The following is a 17,888-nucleotide window of genomic DNA, read 5'->3' on the forward strand; positions in this document are numbered from 1 at the left end:
AAACTGAGTAAATTAAACAGGATGATCAGAAGGAACAGAAGAAACAAAATTAATAGAACCAAATATTTTTTATCTGGCTAACCGGTAGCGGCGGGACCAGTAATCGTCGTAAAACTTGCCGTGATCAGCAAAATGATTCCGGCAACTACCATTTCCATCACAATGGATAATCTCAGTGTCGCAATGGCACTTTGTTCACCATGCCGTAACTGCGGCGTCAGCCGGAATTTATTCAAAGCCGCGAGACCTGATAATAGCGACACAGACACTAATTTTAGTATCATCAATTGACCATATTCAGCTTGCCAGGCTTTTGCAGAAAAACTCTGTAGCAGCCACAACAAGCTTGCACCAGCGAGTAGCAGAATACCGACGATGATAACGGCGAGCTTACTAAACTGATGAGCGATTGCCGCAACTTGTAAAGTGTTACGGTCATACGTGATGTGGAGTAACGGCCACAGTGCGCCAACCCAAAAGCTCACGGCCAGTACATGCAGCACAATGAGTAATTGCGCCAGAAGCCGGGTTTCTCCCTCTAATTCATTCACATGCCCAACTGCACTGAATGATGCGGATGTCAGAAGGGCAGCTAGTAATGGCAAGGCGGGATGTATGTTTCGCTCTCCGGCATGTGCCCATATGGCCAGCAAAAACAAACAGGGCAAACGCAAGCTCAGTGCGAGTCCTTCTTTGGATCCTAGTACCATGTGTAAAAATTGGATATCCCACATTCCTCTGAGATCATCGCTCAGCATGCCGCTCATCATAAAAATCCGGGCGATTGAGAGTGCCGCGGCGATAAGTGTCATGACGCCAGTAAAGCGTTTTATGGTGTGCACTTCAGCCGCATCCAGGTAAGCCGCAAAAATCATTAAAAAGAATACGCCTCCACTCATCGTCAAACAGGTGGCATAGGTAATGGCTTTGATCAGGATGGCGCATATTTGCCACCCATCGATACTGGCCAATAAATGCAGGAGTGTGGAATCCAATCTTATTTTCCGGTAATAGTAAAGGTGATGCTTCCTTTCATGGCGTGTCCATCACCAGACAAAGTACTCCATGTAGCAAGGTACTTCCCAGAAGTTAAAGCCGGTAGCGCAACAGAAAAGGTTTTTGCGCTTTGTCCATTGTCAGTAAGCAATGGAATGACCTCCTGGTCTTTAAGCAATTTCAACATAACCAACTTGGTTGGATGCCCAAAACTCAGATCGATTGTTCTTGGTGCAGCAGAAAGGACGGCATTATTAGCTGGTGAGCTACGTTCCAGCATCGCATGGGCATGGACTTGCCCTGAATTCATCAGACAAAAAGTGGCGATGACGATCAAGATGCGCTGTATCAATTTTTACTCCATTCAAGTTAATGGGGATTTGTTTTACGGTAAGGCCATATCTTTATATCGACCTTACCATACATGGTTTAAGTGCAAAAATATGATGACATCAAACTCAGCTAAGACGCCGGTTAATGCAATGAAACCGACGTCACTGGCGACTTAAACGTGATGCCTAAGCTGTTACAGCAATCTACAGCAAGCAGATTCCGCCAGCTAAGGCAAACGGTCGTGTGCTCATAAGGTAATTTTAATGACGATGCCCATGATGCAGATCAGGTGTATGAGGGTGCCGGTGCACTAATGATTCGTGTCTGTGTCGATGGCTATGTACCCCTTGTGGCATGACTTCATGCGTGTGCGTATGGTGGCCGTCATCATGAGTATGAGCATGTTCATGGTCTATATTGTCGTGCTCATGGTCATGCTCGTGTTCTTCCAACAGATGTAAAGCGACACCTGCAATCATCAATAGGACTCCGCCAATCAGTAGCGCACTGGTTTGCCTTTCGCCTAGTCCAAATGCGATGGCTGCGCCAATGAACGGTGCAGCGGCGAACATTGATCCCGTCCGCGCTGATCCGAACTCTCGTTGAGCCAGCAAATAAAAACGCAGACTCAATCCATAACCGATACCGCCGATCAGGAACAGGCCTACTCCGGCGTAAAGTGACACTACCGTTTGCCCCAGAGATAGCGCGATGAGTAGTGAGCAACTGGCACCCAGAACCGCTTTACCAAAAACAACTTGGCCGGGGTTGACATCAGCCAAAGCGCGCGACAGTGTGTTGTCAATTCCCCAGGCAATCGTTGCTGACATCACCGCCAATAATCCGATCACCTGCGATGCGTCCGTATCGGACTGATCAACGACTAACAGGGCGCCGCCAGCAGACAATAAAATAATGGCCAACACGACTCTCTTACCTATCTGCTCACGATAGAGTAAATACGATAGCAAAACGGTAAATACGGCTTCCAGCGTTAACATCAATGATGCCCCAACGCCGCTGGTGTGCTGCAATCCCCATGCAAGCGCCGCCGGTCCTAAGACAGCACCAAACAAAGCCATCAGAAACAATCTGGGCCAATGCTGTTTTTGTAGCGATGCTTCCGTCGTCTGGTCTGAGCGTAATAAAAAACCTGCCGTGGCAGCACCCGCATAGAGCAAGGCCGCCGTCATCCATCCACCAATACCGACGCCAATACCTTGCACGAACGGAGTGCTGGCACCGAACAGGATTGCCGCCAGTAGCGCGAATGTGGCGCCTTTGAGTGCAGGAAATTTTTTAAATCGCATAAGTTAATGTCGGCGGTAGAGAATGGTACTTATCGTAAGGGCTGATTTTGAGAGGAGACCGGTACTTATTTGGACTTACGCGATGACCAATGCAGATGCGTGATCAACCATGTATCACCTGATTTTTGCAGAAGTGCGGTTTCAGTACCCAGTATTTTGACAGCTTTCCCTTTGATCCTTGCCGTCGTTGCAGTCTCTTCCCAGATCATTGCGAGCTTGCCGTCAATTTGCTGACTATGCTGTAACACCGTACGTACCGATGTCTTAGCAAAAGCGATATCTTCCGGCAGATGATGCCAGGCATACTCTGCCCGAGTACGTTCGACGTAACCAGACTCATAAATCGTAACATCAGGGGCAAGCAGCTCCGTGGCTTTAGCCTGATCTCCTGCGGCCAATGCAGCGTAGAAAGCCGCGAGTGTTTCTTTCGGCTCGCTGGCATAGCTCAAGTTTGTCAGAAAAACTAAGATGAGCAGAGGTAACACTTTAGACATATTATTCATCTCCAGATTTTGGATAAATACCTCAACTGAGTTTGCACTGCCGGCGACTGAGGTGGACAAGAGTCACGGCAAAGAGTATTTCATGATTTATGTAAACGGTGAGTATGTTGCCATCGTAATCGATAGAATTTAATTGATCATCGGTGAAAGCGTAGAGACTTCGGCAGATTCAGCACAGCAAAAGAGAGATTGAATATTTGTCGCTTCTTCCATCATTAGTATGGGTATGTTGAGTGTCGTAGTTTGTGATACGTAGAAATACGCAATGCTAAACACGCAGTAATTTGTTGACGGTGCTCTTTTTTTCTTAAGCTGTTGAATTAATTGAGCTTTGTGTGACTTGTCAGGTACTTATAGGCAGTCAGGCCTTGAATGAAGTCGGTATTTGTTGCGTTGCAATATAAACATTGATTGCGGCTTAACGGTGACGCCCATAGAATGATTTTCGGTTTTTAATTTGCTATTTATCTGCATCTTATGGCCGGAAAATTGTCCGGAGTCCTTCTCACATTGGAGACAGCATGGAACGTCGTTCCTTTCTAAAAAAAGCAGCCGTAGGCGCATCCGTCGGAGCAGCAAGCCTGCCCGCACTCGCAGCAGATACCCCGACACTCAACTGGCGTCTGGCATCCAGCTTCCCTAAAAGCCTGGATACGATTTTTGGCGCAGCAGAAGTGTTTTGTAATCGTGTCAAAGAATTGACCGATGGTAAATTTAATATTCGTCCTTTTGCCGGCGGTGAGATTGTCCCAGGCACACAGGTTTTGGATGCGGTACAAAATGGTACGGTAGAGATCGGCCATACTGCGTCTTACTATTATTTCGGTAAAGACCCCACATTCGCTTTTGATACTGCGGTACCTTTCGGTCTGACTTCACGTCAGCAAACTGCGTGGATGATGCATGGTAACGGTATGAAGCTGATGCGCGAATTCTTTGCCGACTACAACGTAGTGAATTTTTTGGGCGGAAATACCGGTACGCAAATGGGCGGCTGGTTCCGTAAAGAGATCAAAACAGTTGAGGATCTTAAAGGCTTGAAATTCCGTGTCGGTGGATTCGCGGGCAAAGTCATGACCAAGCTGGGAACCGTACCGCAGCAAATCGCCGGCGGTGATATTTATCCAGCCTTGGAAAAAGGCACGATTGATGCTGCCGAATGGGTAGGTCCTTATGACGATGAAAAACTTGGTTTCTACAAAGTCGCCAAGGTTTATCACTATCCTGGCTGGTGGGAAGGCGGTGCCCAGTTGTCTTTCTATGTTGGTAAGAAAGAATGGGAGAAATTACCAAAATTGTTCCAGGCAGCGATTGAGGTAGCGAGCCTGGAAGCGCATCTGGATATGCAAGCTAAGTATGATGCAAAAAATCCGGCCGCTTTGGGACGCTTGTTGCAAAACAAAATTTCACTCAAACCTTTCCCGCAACCGGTAATGGAAGCCTGTTTTAAAGCAGCGCAGGAAACTTTCACAGAAGAAGCAGCCAAGAATCCTAAATTCAAAAAAGTGTACGATGACTGGGTTGCCTTCCGTAATAATCAGGGACAATGGTTTAATGTCGCTGAGCAGTCATTCGCACGTTTTAGCCTGGCACGCGCGATGAAATAGTGCTTGGTCTATAGGAATAAAAAAACCGCACCTGGCGTGCGGTTTTTTATTATCTAAACGATGACATGGACGGTGATGTGGTGTTTATTCCTGGTTGACCATGATCAGTTTTGATGTGTCGAAGCCGAGAGATTTTGCTTTATCGAGTAAGCGTTGTTGGAGTGCCGGATCAAGTCTCGGTGTACGTGATAACAACCAGAAATAGGACTTGTCCGGGCCGCTGACCATCGAGTATTGATAGTTCGGATCTAGGTCAAATACGATGTAAGAACCATAGAACGGGCCGAAGAAAGAAACTTTTAAAAATCCCTGATCTGCCTGTTGTACAAAGTAGGCTTTGCCTATGGATTCTTTCCAGACATTGTCCGCTGCATTAAAGCCACGGTTGAGTACCTTTAAACCGCCATCGTCACGCAAGCTGTATTCAGCACTGACTTTGCTCAGACCTTTTTCAAACGAATGTTCAAGTCGTGCAATTTCATACCATTTACCAAGATATTTGGCGGTATCGAAGTGCTCAACCGGCACGATATTGTCTGGCCGCGTGACACAGGCACTAAGTAAGATACAGAGCGAGAGTAAGAGTTTTTTCATGGGCAATAGTAAGCTGGGGATGCAGGTATGGGTTTGCTTAGATTACAGGAAACTCAACATAAAACATAGAGCCGACACTGACTTCTGATTCAAAGCCGATTTTTCCCTGCATTTGTTCCACCATGGTTTTGCAGATGCTGAGTCCTAACCCAGTACCGCCTTTTTTCTTGATATTTGAGCCATCAACTTGTGAGAATTTTTGAAAAATTTTATTATAAAAATTCTTGGGAATACCGCAACCCTGATCACTCACAGCGATTCTGGCAATACCATTCACGCTACTTAATGACACACTGACACTACCGCCTGTGCTTGAAAATTTGATCGCGTTTGAGATCAGGTTAATGATGATCTGCGTGAGCCGGTCTTTGTCTACATTGATCATGGAGTTTTGCTGGCTGGACGAATCTGGTTCCAGATGTAACGTCACGCCGTATTGTTCGGCAAATGAGATGCTGGCAGCGATACTATCTTGCAGAATCGGTTGTAATTCAGTAGGTCGCAGTTCAAATTCCATGCTGCCGGATTCGATTTTTTCAATATCCAGGATGTCGTTGATGAGCCGTAACAAGCGCTCTGAATTGCGAGATGCAATGGCGATCAGGTTCTTGGCTTTTTCAGTCAGCGCACCAGCTAGTCCGGCGCCGATCAGGCGCAGTGCGCCGTTGATTGACGTCAGCGGTGTGCGTAATTCATGACTGACTGTGGCGACGAATTCGCTCTTCATTAATTCAATTTTTTTTCTTTCGGTGATGTCAAATGTCATTGCATAAAAACCTTCAACATCACCTGCCTGATTTTTTGCCGGTATGTAGTTGAACTGGTAAGAGTGCGGGATACCACTCACAATACGATTACTTTCAAAACTCACTGCTTCACCACCTAGCGCTGCCTTGATGTGAGGTGAAAATTCTGCATAGCGTTCTTCCCCATTGATCTCACGCAGTGTTTTGCCTAGTAACTCTTCTGGCTGTGCATCGTACATCGTACTGATGTAGGCGTTGACAAACACATGACGCTCATTCGCATCAATATAGGTGATGATGGAGGGGAGATTGTCTGCGATGGCTTGCAATCTGTTTTGCGCGCTTTGTTGCTTGAGTAAAGACTGTTCTAACTCTTGCGCTTTTCTGGCGATTTCTCTGGTCCGTATTTCTACGGTCGACTCTAGTTTTTCGTTGATATCCAGAAGCGCTAGCCGGCTATTTTCCTGGGCTGTGACCATCTCGGATAAGGTCACGGATAATAAATGCGCCTCATGAAAACCATAGACGATGGGAATACTTGTGGTCAGTTGATTTGTCGCGCGGGCTTCTATGGCAGAACTCAGCAGATTCAGCGGTTTTGACAAGCGGCGCGACAGGAAAGAGGCGAGTGCTGCCATCATCAGTCCGAGCAGACCACCAAGCAACAAGATATTTTTTTGCAACTGGTATGAATTTGCCAGCGCAAGTGATTCGCTCTGGCGCACTAAGACGGTCCAGTTCAGGCTTGGGTAATTCTTGCTCTGACCTGTTTGTGCATAGCCAATCAGATAGTCTTTGCCATCGGCCCATCGTTCAGACGTGGTACCGGTTACTTTGGATTTGATATGAGCCAGGATGCCGGGACTGAGTTTGGTCTCTTCCATTGATTTTGGACCAAGGATCACAGCGCCATCCTCACGGATAATCAGGATATCTACGGCATATTGACTATCGACTGGTGCGAGCAGCTTGTGGGCAGTCTCTCTCGCCCATGCCCAGCTCAGATGAACGCCCATCACACCGCGATAGGTGCCATTTGAGTTGGTGATGGGAATCGATACATCGACAAATCGCCACGGCTCTACGCTGTAAGGCAACTTCTTTTCCAGTAGCAGCGCCGGGTGATAGTCGCCTGTGTAGAGAGATTTTTGGCCATTTTTAAACCAGGGGCGCTGGCTGACATCTTGATTTTCCAGTAGACCTTGTGTCGCGACCAGTACTGAGCCTTTAGGATCCGCCAGTCCGATCCAGGCATATGAAGGAAAAGTCTTTTGCAGATTGTTCAGAAGCTTTCTTGTCTCCGCCAGATCACGGACATCTTTTACCTGGCTGAGATTAGACAGTAATTGCACATCACCGACGGCTTTTTGCATGACCAGGTCAAGAGAGTCCCGCATTTGCCAGGCTAATTGCTGTAGTCGTTGTTCCGCTTCTTTTTGTGCGTAATTGAAAGTGAAATGGCTGACCAGAAGCAGCAACGAAAAAACCGTCAGTAATACGGTCGTAAAGATGCTGATCGTCAGCAAGGCTGGTAGGCGTAATAGTGGGAAAGATTTTTTGATCAACATAAAATCAGGTGCTGATGCCTTAGGGTATGTTAAGTAGTTCTTACTTTCCACTATAAAGTGTATGCAAACTGCTTGCTAGAGTTTGGCATGACGTTAGGCTTGAGGTCACGCCTATGTGACGCCAATATTCAGATATTCAGATGAACAGCATAGCATGCGATTGAGCACTTGCCACATCGATTGTGTATCCATTCGTTATTCATTATCTACTGTCGTTAAGCGATAAAGAAAAAACCCGCCGTAGCGGGTTTGAATATTCGGTGAGACTGTAGAAACTTTTATTTATTGCGTGAACTTCGGAGGTGGGGTCTCTTCTTGTTTTTCTTCTTCCTGATTATTGGCTCCCGGTGGCAAGTTAGTTACCTCACCGTTATCAACCGGTGCCTGAATATTCAATTGCACCTCTTCTTTCATATTCGATTTTTTATCGACGGAGACAATGCTAGGAAAGGAAATTATCAGCGATACCATGACTATCTGAGCAATCACGAAAGGGACGGCACCCCAGTAGATATGCGAGGTTTTAACTTCTTTCGGAGCGACTGAGCGCAGATAGAATAGGGCGAAGCCGAATGGAGGATGCATGAATGATGTTTGCATATTCACGCCTAGTAAGACGCCGAACCAGATCAGATCGATGCCCATTTTTTCTGCCACCGGACCGACTAGCGGCACCAGGATGAACGCTAGTTCGAAGAAATCAAGGAAGAATGCCAGCACGAAGAACATGATGTTGACCACGATCAGGAAGCCCGTATTGCCGCCCGGCAGGGAGGTCAATAAATGCTCAACCCACAGGTCGCCGTTGACGCCTCGGAATACCAGTGAAAACACGGTAGAGCCAATCAGGATAAACACCACGAAGCAAGACAGGCGTGAAGTCGAATTCATTGCCTGTCTGGTCAGATCCCAGGACAGACGACGGTTCATGATCGCCAGTACCATCGCACCAAACGCGCCCATGCCACCACCTTCAGTCGGTGTCGCAATGCCGACGAAAATAGTACCAAGTACTAAGAAGATCAATGCGAGCGGCGGGATCAACACAAAGACAACTTGTTCAGCCATTTTGGACAACAGGCCGATTTTTAATTTGCGATTGATCAGCGCCAGAATAAAGGCACCGGCAATTCCTATTCCTGCGGAATAAATACCGACTTCATCGGCTGCAGCTTCTGGATGTGTCGTTCCATAATATTTGGCAAACGCAAAACTTGCACCGACGCTGACCACAATCAAGGCCAGCAAGGACAAGACGCCGCTGTCCCCGTTTGGCTGGCGCAGATTGCGCGCTTCTGGTGGCAGGGCAGGCACCCATTGCGGCTTGACGATGGAGATGATCAGGATGTAAGCGGCATACATTACAGTCAGCAGTAAGCCAGGTACAAAAGCGGCCTGATACATATCGCCAACAGAGCGTCCTAACTGATCAGCCATCACGATCAGGACCAGCGAAGGCGGAATAATCTGCGCCAGTGTTCCTGAGGCTGCAATCACGCCGGAGGCGACTTTTTTATCATAGCCGTAACGCAGCATGACCGGTAAGGAAATCAAACCCATCGAGATCACCGAAGCGGCAACTACACCAGTGGTCGCTGCTAGTAAGGCACCGACAAAAATGACGGCATATGCGACACCACCGCGCAGCGGACCGAATAACTGACCGATGGTATCGAGCAGATCCTCTGCCATGCCAGAACGCTCTAAAATCAATCCCATGAAGGTAAAAAAAGGAATCGCCAGCAAGGTGTCGTTCGACATAATGCCAAAAATCCGGTTCGGCAAGGCTTGTAGCAACTCAGGCTTGATCAGGCCAAATTCAATTCCCAGAAAACCAAAAAATAAGCCGTTCGCCGCTAAAGAAAAAGCGACAGGAAATCCCGATAACAGAAAAATCACCAGAGTGGCGAACATGATCGGTGCCATGTTCGCAATAATAAATGCCGTCATTTTGTATTGTCTCCGCTGTGCTTTTTTATTTGAGATTATTGGCGGCTTTAATCGCCTCAATTTCTTCTGCTGGCGTACTCGCGTGTTTTTCGAATTCGCTGGCGTCGACTAAGCCTTGCAAGAAGCCGATACGCTTGATGAGCTCTGAAATACCTTGCAGCGTCAGCATCAGGAAGCCGGCGGGGATCAATAATTTTGCGGGCCAGACAATCAGGCCACCAGCGTTGCTTGACATCTCTTGATTACGTATTGACTCCATGGCGTAAGGTGCTGCGAAATACAGAATCAGGGTTGCCATCGGTAATAGGAAAAATAAAAAGCCAAAAATATCGATCCAGACCTGCGTGCGCTTGGAAAAGCGACCGGCAACAACGTCAATACGGACGTGCTCATTTCTGCGCAAGGTCGCTGAAGTGCCGAGCAAAAAAATCGCTGAGAATAAATACCACTGAATTTCCAGCCAGCCGTTTGAGCTGATATTGAAGGTGTAACGTATCAGGGCATTGCCCGTACAGATCAGCACAGCGGCCAATAATGCCCAGCTAACTGCCTGACCGATTTTTTCATTGAGCGCGTCAATGAGTCTCGCGAAAGCGATGAATAAGCGCATAAGGTGTCTCCCTTTAGTCTTTAAATTTTTATGGATTGCATGAGTTACTGCATCCTCTTATGGTCGGGGCAAGTATAAGACATTTCTTTTTGCAGACAAGCATCTGGTGCTCAGATGATGCATGTTTTGGGGATGAAAGAGACAAAAGCCGTATTTCTACTTAGAGCCTATTTAGGGTCTATTCAGAGTCTGTTCAGGATCTGTTTGAACGGTGTCCGTAGTTCGGCGTAATTCTTATTTCTGGCGCAAAGAAATTTGACTCTGCTGTGGCTCTGCTGAGACTCTGCTTATAGCGAGTTGATACGGGCGGCGCGGTGTGGAATTTGATGAACAGGTGTGCTTGGACTATTTGTTTCGCACACCTGTTGTGAGTGTGACTGGACGCAGCTGGTGAGGTTTGGGTTTGCGTCAGTGCTTTTGTGTCTGTTTGCTGTTGATTAACTCAATGATGCGAGCAGTTTGCTGCGAGCGCGTGCGATTGCTGCTTTGACCTGATTCGGTGCCGTGCCGCCAATATGGTCGCGTGCGGCGACCGAGCCTTCGAGCGTCAGTACAGCGAACACATCATCATCAATCAGGTTTGAAAAAGCACGTAAATCCTGCAAACTCATATCGCTCAGGTCACAGCCTTTATCGACACAGGTTTTGACTGCATGTGCCACTGCTTCATGCGCATCGCGGAACGGCAGGCCACGCTTTACCAGATAATCCGCCAGATCGGTTGCGGTTGCGTAGCCTTGCAACGCTGCTGCACGCATCGCCTCTGGTTTGACGGTGATGCCGCCTGCCATATCGGCAAAAATCCGCAGTGTGTCCGTGATGGTGTCGACTGTGTCGAATAACGGTTCTTTGTCTTCCTGATTGTCTTTGTTGTAGGCTAGCGGCTGGCCTTTCATCAAAGTTAGCAGGGCGACCAGATGGCCATTTACTCGGCCTGTTTTGCCGCGAGCTAATTCGGGTACATCAGGATTTTTCTTTTGCGGCATGATCGATGAGCCGGTACAAAAGCGATCCGCAATATCGATAAAGCCAACCCGCGGACTCATCCAGATCACCAGTTCTTCTGACATGCGTGAGATATGCGTCATGATCAGAGCGGATGCAGCACAGAATTCAATCGCAAAATCACGGTCGGATACCGCATCCAGTGAGTTATGGCAGACGTCGTCAAACCCCAAGGTCTTTGCTACCCGTTCACGGTCAATCGGAAAAGTCGTGCCGGCCAGGGCCGCGGCACCCAGCGGCAGGCGATTCACCCGTTTGCGGCAATCAATCATACGCTCGGCATCGCGGCTGAACATCTCTACATACGCCAGAATATGGTGGCCGAAGGTAATAGGCTGAGCGACCTGCATATGGGTAAAGCCGGGCAAAATCGTGTCAGCATTTTTCTCTGCCAGATCCAGCAGGGCAGAGCGCAGATCGCCGAGCAGGCCAACGATATTATCAATCGCAGCGCGCACATATAGGCGGATATCGGTCGCAACCTGATCGTTGCGCGAGCGGCCTGTGTGCAGGCGCTTGCCTGCATCGCCAACCAATTCGGTCAGTCGTTTTTCGATATTCAGATGCACGTCTTCCAGATCGAGCAGCCATTCAAACTTACCGGAATCGATTTCCGTCTGAATCTGCGCCATGCCGCGCTGGATATCGGCATAATCCTGTGCTGTAATAATTTTCTGGGTAGCCAGCATTTCGGCGTGAGCCAGAGAGCCTTGGATGTCGAAGGATGCCATGCGGTTATCAAAGAACACCGACGCTGTGTAACGTTTTACCAGATCAGAGACAGGTTCAGAGAAACGGGCAGACCATGCCTCGCTTTTTTTAGAGAATTGTGATGTCATAGCAGAAAGTTAATGAAAAGCGAGTCGATGTACATTCGACGGATATCCAGATTAAGGGCTTACGCAACACAGTTCCAGCAAGGAGCATCGACGAGGGCTATACGAAATATGTACGGCGAGGAGATGTAACGCGGCTGGGGTTTCGTGCGTGAACCCCGATTATAAAACACCGAGGCGGTTTTCCCTATGCATGAACAAACAAAGTACACGTCGGCAGATGTATTGATCCCTGATTGCTGCAATATCGGTATCGTATTCCGTGTCCTGATTGTCGTGAATGGTGCTGTATTGCTGGGTTTGCTGGCGCGTGGGCAAGGCTGGCTGCTGAATGTGCAGGAATTCATCGAGACCGCCATGCTGGTTGAAATGATCAGTCTGTTATCACTATTTGTACTTTGCGGCGTACGTCGTCTCGCCGAACTGGATCCCCAGCGCGATAAGTCGCCGGCATGGCTGCAACGCCTGGCATGTGGCCTGGTACCAGCGCTGGTCGCCGTGTTGCTGTTGCGTGCTCTGGAACCATTTGAGTGGTTTGTTTTTAGTTTTCCGCATCTGAGTGATGTTTTTACGGTCATTCTGTGTTTTATGTTTGGACTCGCGTTTCAGCATTATTTTGAATTACGCAGCCGCGCCTTCTCTCCTGCGCTAGGAGAGGCGCGGCTGCAAGCCTTGCAAGCGAGGATTCGTCCGCATTTTTTATTTAATAGTCTGAATGCTGTGCTCTCACTGATCCGCGCGGAGCCGCGTCGTGCCGAAACTGCCCTGGAGGATCTGGCCGATCTGTTTCGCGTCCTGATGCGTGATACCCGCGACATCACTACCTTGAAAGAAGAAATTGATTTATGCCAGCAATATCTCTCGATAGAAAAAATCCGACTCGGCGACCGTCTGCATGTGGAGTGGGATACTGTGAATCTGGCGCCGGAAGAATTGCGAGAGATTAAGATTGCGAGTCTGTTGCTGCAACCCCTGCTGGAAAATGCCGTGCATTACGGTGTCGAACCATCCCAGACTCCGGCCTTGATCAGTATTACCATGCAGCGTAGTTTAGATAAAATAGAAATCCGCATCAGCAATCCTTTTCATGCGGATCAGACAGTGCCCGGCGGCAATCACATGGCGCTGGATAATATTCGGCAGCGCTTGCTGCTGCTATATGATATCGAGGCACAAATGACGAATCACATTATCAATGATCACTTTGTCGTGCAATTGTATTTTCCGTATAAAAAATGACCAAGCCCAGCCTATTTATTGTCGATGATGAAGCGCCTGCACGACAAAGACTGACGACCTTATTGTCGGATATTCAGGCAGAGTGCCCCTGTGATCTGCTCGGAGAGGCCAGCACAGCGCAAGCTGCGCTGGATGGCATACAGACGCTCCGGCCAGATATCGTATTGCTCGATGTGCAGATGCCCGGCATGACAGGGCTGGAGCTGGCGCAGCACTTGCAACAACGAGCGCTGGAATCAAAAAAATCAGCATCCTCATTAGCGCCAGCCATCGCTTCGCCATCGATTATTTTTGTCACTGCTTACGACGAATATGCACTGAAAGCGTTTGAAGTTCACGCCATGGATTATTTGCTCAAGCCCGTGCGTGCGACCCGGCTGGCCGAGGCGATTCGCCGGGTCAGCGAATTGCGACGGGTCATCAACGCCTCCCCTGATGCTGTGTCAGCACAACCTGCACTCGTCTTGCCGACCAGACGGCAGGCATTTTCCGTACTGGAGCGAAATCGCGTTCTGCTGGTGCCGGTTGCTGATATTTTATTTTTAAAGGCAGAGCAAAAATACGTCACCATCCACACTAGGGCGCGCAACTACCTGCTCGAAGAATCGCTGACCTCGCTAGAGGAGGAAATGTCAGACCGGCTCGTCCGCGTACATCGCAATGCTCTGGTTGCACGCAATGCGATCATGGGCGTCGAACGAGCGACAACGATCGTCGATGCCGATAGCGAAAACGAAAAAATTTCCGAATCCTGGCAAGTGATCGTGCGTGATTGTGACGAGCGCTTACCGATCTCCCGCCGGCAATGGCCAGTGATCAAGGCGCTGGTACGGTAATTTTCTTCACTTATTTTTACTTAATCTGTGAAATTGAAAAGCCAATCCGCAAGCTAGATGCGCCTTCTGGCGCATTATTGGCCTGTAACCCGCATGAACAGTGCGGGATCATTTTAAATTCTTTTCTAAAAATTCTGACATTGCTTGATAGGCCGCTTCTCTGGCAACGGGGTTGCTGCCGGTAGTCACACCCATGCCGGGATGAGCGCCGTTGGGGATGTCTTTGCGCAAGCGGATAGGCTGATCTGGGGCATCAAAGTCATGATAGGAGTCCGGATAAATGCTCACGCTGAGCGGCGCCGGGGATAGTTTTCTTTGCAGGCTCTGGCACGCTGCCGGTGGCGTCCAGTCATCGAGCTCGCCGACCAGGATGAGTAGCGGGCTATTGATCTGATACGATTTTTTAAGGTAAGCACTGCAACCCGGATAAAAAGCGACGCCTGCTTTGAAGGCGGGCAGAGCGATATTCAGTTTATCTTGATGTTTTTGATTTAGGGTATTCAGTGTGCTGGATCCGCCATTGGACCAGCCAAGCAGGACGACACGATGTGGATCAACTTCTTTCTGTTGGGTTGCCCACAGCATGGCGCCTAGTGCGTCGAGACGACGATTGTCTGGTGTGATGTCGCGGGTTTTGTAGAGCGTCGTGCAAATCGAGCGTACGCCGCGAGCGGTGAAACTATCGACCAGCAAGACATGATATCCGCGAGCCTGCAATAGCTCGGCCATTGCCTGATGACGGGGATGAACGTCAGCCTCATGTCCTTTTCGTGCGCTGTACAGGCCGCCACAGCCATGCAGGGCAATGATCAGTGGGCGTACGCCGTCACTGTTAGCAGTATAGAAAATGCCGTTTAATTCAATCGCCGTATCGTCTCTGGTATCAAGACTAGGGAACTGCACCGGACGACCAGTGGTCGCGGCCATCAGCGATGTACTGATCAGCAGTAGCGTTGATAGTAGCGTCAGCAGAAGAGAGCGAGGAGGTGACATTGGCTTTCCTTGTGTGACCCATACAGGTCATCAAATTACATCGTCAAAAATGGACTGCCAGTGAGGTTTTCGGTAAGTTTCTCAATAAGGCTTCCAACATGGCTCCCAATTGCTTTGAGTTGCAATAAACGATCTCAATGGCCTTGCAGGCATGCCAGCTGGCAAACTCTTCGACGACTTTTGCTAGATCGTTCGCCAGCGCCTGACTGATGCGGATGCCTGGCTCTAGATGCAGTGCTTTGATCTCGAAGCGGCCCTCTTTGCGATGGGCTTTGGCATCCATTCTGGCAATCAGTGCACCATTGCGCAAAATTGGTAAGGTGAAGTAGCCGTATTGCCGCTTCGGTGCCGGCGTATAACATTCAAGCTTATAGTCAAAACCGAACAATTCGATGGCGCGCTTTCTATCCCAGACGACCGGGTCAAACGGCGACAGGATACGTGTATTGGTTGCTTTGAGCGTGCCTGCCGCCGCACGTTCCAGCAGCCCGGCGTGATCAGGATGAACGTACACCGGCTGGTCCCAGCCAGTGACGCTTGCCCTTAGTAATAATCCTTGTTCTGCCAGCGTCTCGGGATGGATGCGCTGATCCAGTTTGGCCATGCGGAAATAGTCAGCAACCCAACTAGCTTTTGCCATACCGAGTGCCCGCACGGCGCGCAGTACCTGCTGTTGACGGCAGTCCTGTTGTGACAGCAGATGCTGCTTGTCTTTCCAGGTCGGATGAACACGCTCGCGTAAGTCGTAAATGCGCTGGAAATTATGTCGCCTGGCGACCATGACGTCGCCCATGGTGAACAAGACTTCTAAGGCGCGTTTCTCTGGCTTCCATTCCCACCAGCCACCCGCCTTGCCGTCGGTGCGTTCAAAGTCGGCGGAGCGGGTTGCGCCGTTTTTTTTAATATGCTGCTTGACGCGGGTAACCTGATCCTGATTTTCACTGAGCCAGCGCTGATTGTATTTCCAGCCCATTTTATGCGGCGAAATCATCTGATGCCGGTACCAGCCGTAATCTTCTATCGGTAAAAAACAGGCTTCATGGGACCAATACTCAAAAATCTTGCCTTCTTCGAGTAATTCCTCCAGCCAGGTGTGCGGGTAGTGACCAAGTCTGCTCCACAGGACCAGGTAGGGGCTGCGGGCGACGACGCTGATGGTATCAATCTGTAGCGCCGACATACTGCGAATTGCTTGCAATACATCTTGCTTTGTTGCCGGTTGACGTCTTGGTGTCAGCAAGCCCTGTGCGGCGAGATGCAGTGCACGTGCGGATGTCATGCTGAGATTGGGGAGCAAATCCTGCGGCAAATCTGGCAGTAGATCCGGTAAGCGACTGGCGGGCGATTTTGTCATGCAGAAACGTCCATAAAAAAAGCAGGACCGCTATTCGCGTATCCTGCCCGTGTCATTGCTTAGAAGTGCTTCAGACCGATGGCGGCTTTGACTTCGTCGGTAGTCCTTGCCGCGACTTCCCTTGCTCTTTCTGTTCCTTGTTTCAGGATTTGCAGCACTTGTCCGCGGTCCTTGGCAAACTCTTCGCGGCGGGCGCGTATCGGTGCCAGCATATCTTGCAAGATACCTTCGAGACGAGCTTTGACTTTACTGTCTCCCAAGCCGCCCCGAACATAATGATCTTTCATTTCTTGCAGAGCGATTTTATCGGTATCGAAGGCGTCGAGATAGATAAAGGCGACGTTACCTTCCAGATGTCCCGGATCTTCTACACGCAGATGCAATGGATCGGTATATACGTTTTTGACCGCCGCTTTGATTTCTGCTGCGGTGGCGCCGAGGTTGATGGTGTTGCCGAGTGATTTACTCATTTTGGCTTTGCCGTCGATACCTGGTAAACGACCGATTTCTGGCACCAGGGCCTGGCATTCAACCAGAATGTCTTTTTTCGCCAGGCGATTAAAGCGGCGTACGATTTCGTTGGTCTGTTCGATCATCGGAATCTGATCATCACCGACCGGCACCAGACTCGCTTTGAATGCAGTGATGTCGGCAGCCTGACTGACAGGGTAGGTCAGAAATCCGGCGGGAATATCACGCTCGAAATTACGCAAGACGATTTCTTGTTTGATCGTAGGATTGCGTTCCAGACGTGCCACTGTGACCAGATTCAGGTAGTAGAAAGTGAGCTCTGTCAGCTCAGGAATTTGTGACTGAATAAAAATCGTGGATTTAGCCGGATCGATGCCTACCGCCAGATAATCCAGTGCGACTTCAAGTACATTGTTATGCACTTTTGCGGGATCATCCATATTGTCCGTCAAGGCCTGCGCGTCGGCCAGCATGATGTATTGCTGATATTCATGCTGATATTTGACACGGTTACGCAAACTGCCGACGAAATGACCCAGATGCAAAGGGCCGGTAGGGCGGTCGCCAGTCAGGATCAGATGCTGTTTGCCTGCTTCGAGTACGGTACTGCTTGAATTTTCTGCTGTTTGATTGATATCGCTCATAGTGTGCTCTGTTGATTCTGTACGGTTTCTTGTTTGATTTTTGCTTGATTCTTGCTTGATTTTTGTTTGACTATAGCGAACAGTTCTTCCGCTTCGTTTGCGCATAAAAAATGCCGCGGATCGGGGCGACATGGTGATGGACTGTAGGCCGTATGCGCTCGGAGCAAATTCTCTTTATCCCTGTCGCGCTGCTTTAACAGATTACCTGCTGTTAGATTACTTACTGTTCGATTGCCTGCCGTTAGCTTACCATATCGTGGGGGGTATATTTGTCGCATCATCACGCTGCCAGC

The 17,888-nt window shown here is 49.1% G+C and carries 15 protein-coding genes; 3 read left to right on the forward strand and 12 right to left on the reverse strand.

What is annotated here, in order from left to right; all coding sequences use genetic code 11:
* Positions 1–77 precede the first annotated feature (77 nt).
* The 4 genes from ACO0K3_RS08715 to ACO0K3_RS08730 all read right to left on the reverse strand — a co-directional run bounded on the left by ACO0K3_RS08715 (position 78) and on the right by ACO0K3_RS08730 (position 3,133).
* On the reverse strand, positions 78–995 hold the full coding sequence (locus tag ACO0K3_RS08715) for a CopD family protein (protein WP_422983705.1): 918 nt from the start codon (positions 993–995) through the stop codon (positions 78–80).
* A gap of 2 nt (positions 996–997) precedes the next feature.
* On the reverse strand, positions 998–1,348 hold the full coding sequence (locus ACO0K3_RS08720) for a copper resistance CopC family protein (protein ID WP_422983707.1): 351 nt from the start codon (positions 1,346–1,348) through the stop codon (positions 998–1,000).
* Positions 1,349–1,589: 241 nt separating this feature from the next.
* Complete coding sequence (locus ACO0K3_RS08725; RefSeq protein WP_422983709.1) at positions 1,590–2,639, reverse strand: DMT family transporter; 1,050 nt, start codon at positions 2,637–2,639, stop codon at positions 1,590–1,592.
* A gap of 65 nt (positions 2,640–2,704) precedes the next feature.
* Entirely contained in the window at positions 2,705–3,133 is a 429-nt protein-coding gene (locus ACO0K3_RS08730; RefSeq protein WP_422983711.1) for a DUF4440 domain-containing protein, read from the reverse strand.
* A gap of 530 nt (positions 3,134–3,663) precedes the next feature.
* Here ACO0K3_RS08730 and ACO0K3_RS08735 point away from each other — a divergent pair.
* Positions 3,664–4,749 carry a TRAP transporter substrate-binding protein gene (locus ACO0K3_RS08735; protein ID WP_422955965.1) on the forward strand — a complete coding sequence of 362 codons (1,086 nt, stop codon included), beginning with the start codon at positions 3,664–3,666 and terminating at the stop codon, positions 4,747–4,749.
* An 84-nt stretch (positions 4,750–4,833) separates the two neighbouring features.
* Here the strand turns inward: ACO0K3_RS08735 and ACO0K3_RS08740 are convergent, their stop codons facing one another.
* From ACO0K3_RS08740 to argH, 5 genes are all read right to left on the reverse strand, one after another.
* Positions 4,834–5,343 carry a lipocalin family protein gene (locus ACO0K3_RS08740; protein ID WP_422983713.1) on the reverse strand — a complete coding sequence of 170 codons (510 nt, stop codon included), beginning with the start codon at positions 5,341–5,343 and terminating at the stop codon, positions 4,834–4,836.
* Between the two features lie 37 nt (positions 5,344–5,380).
* Positions 5,381–7,657, reverse strand: coding sequence for an ATP-binding protein (locus ACO0K3_RS08745; protein ID WP_422983715.1), 2,277 nt, complete (start codon positions 7,655–7,657; stop codon positions 5,381–5,383).
* Between the two features lie 282 nt (positions 7,658–7,939).
* Positions 7,940–9,607, reverse strand: a complete 1,668-nt coding sequence (locus ACO0K3_RS08750; protein ID WP_422983717.1) for a TRAP transporter large permease — start codon at positions 9,605–9,607, stop codon at positions 7,940–7,942.
* A 25-nt stretch (positions 9,608–9,632) separates the two neighbouring features.
* Positions 9,633–10,217: a TRAP transporter small permease subunit gene (locus ACO0K3_RS08755; protein ID WP_422983719.1), complete on the reverse strand. Its 585-nt coding sequence runs from the start codon at positions 10,215–10,217 to the stop codon at positions 9,633–9,635.
* A gap of 437 nt (positions 10,218–10,654) precedes the next feature.
* Positions 10,655–12,061 carry an argininosuccinate lyase gene (argH, locus tag ACO0K3_RS08760; protein ID WP_422983721.1) on the reverse strand — a complete coding sequence of 469 codons (1,407 nt, stop codon included), beginning with the start codon at positions 12,059–12,061 and terminating at the stop codon, positions 10,655–10,657.
* Positions 12,062–12,247: 186 nt separating this feature from the next.
* On the opposite strand from argH, the gene ACO0K3_RS08765 reads away from it, so the two are divergent.
* Together ACO0K3_RS08765 and ACO0K3_RS08770 are read left to right on the forward strand one after the other, a co-directional pair.
* Positions 12,248–13,297: a sensor histidine kinase gene (locus ACO0K3_RS08765; protein WP_422983723.1), complete on the forward strand. Its 1,050-nt coding sequence runs from the start codon at positions 12,248–12,250 to the stop codon at positions 13,295–13,297.
* Positions 13,294–14,133 (forward strand): LytR/AlgR family response regulator transcription factor, encoded by an 840-nt coding sequence (locus ACO0K3_RS08770; protein ID WP_422983726.1) that lies wholly within the window; start codon positions 13,294–13,296, stop codon positions 14,131–14,133. Before ACO0K3_RS08765 ends, ACO0K3_RS08770 begins: the two co-directional genes overlap by 4 nt.
* A gap of 108 nt (positions 14,134–14,241) precedes the next feature.
* Here the strand turns inward: ACO0K3_RS08770 and ACO0K3_RS08775 are convergent, their stop codons facing one another.
* The 3 genes from ACO0K3_RS08775 to trpS form a co-directional block, all read right to left on the reverse strand.
* The gene (locus ACO0K3_RS08775; RefSeq protein WP_422983728.1) at positions 14,242–15,126 is read right to left on the reverse strand and encodes a dienelactone hydrolase family protein; all 885 of its coding nucleotides are present in this window, start codon (positions 15,124–15,126) and stop codon (positions 14,242–14,244) included.
* A 43-nt stretch (positions 15,127–15,169) separates the two neighbouring features.
* The gene (locus tag ACO0K3_RS08780) at positions 15,170–16,405 is read right to left on the reverse strand and encodes a winged helix-turn-helix domain-containing protein (RefSeq protein ID WP_422984051.1); all 1,236 of its coding nucleotides are present in this window, start codon (positions 16,403–16,405) and stop codon (positions 15,170–15,172) included.
* Positions 16,406–16,539: 134 nt separating this feature from the next.
* Positions 16,540–17,595: a tryptophan--tRNA ligase gene (gene trpS / locus ACO0K3_RS08785; protein WP_422955950.1), complete on the reverse strand. Its 1,056-nt coding sequence runs from the start codon at positions 17,593–17,595 to the stop codon at positions 16,540–16,542.
* Between the last annotated feature and the right edge of the window lie 293 nt (positions 17,596–17,888).

Origin of the sequence: Undibacterium sp. Rencai35W (assembly GCF_049340185.1) — a bacterium.
Classification (GTDB): domain Bacteria; phylum Pseudomonadota; class Gammaproteobacteria; order Burkholderiales; family Burkholderiaceae_D; genus Undibacterium.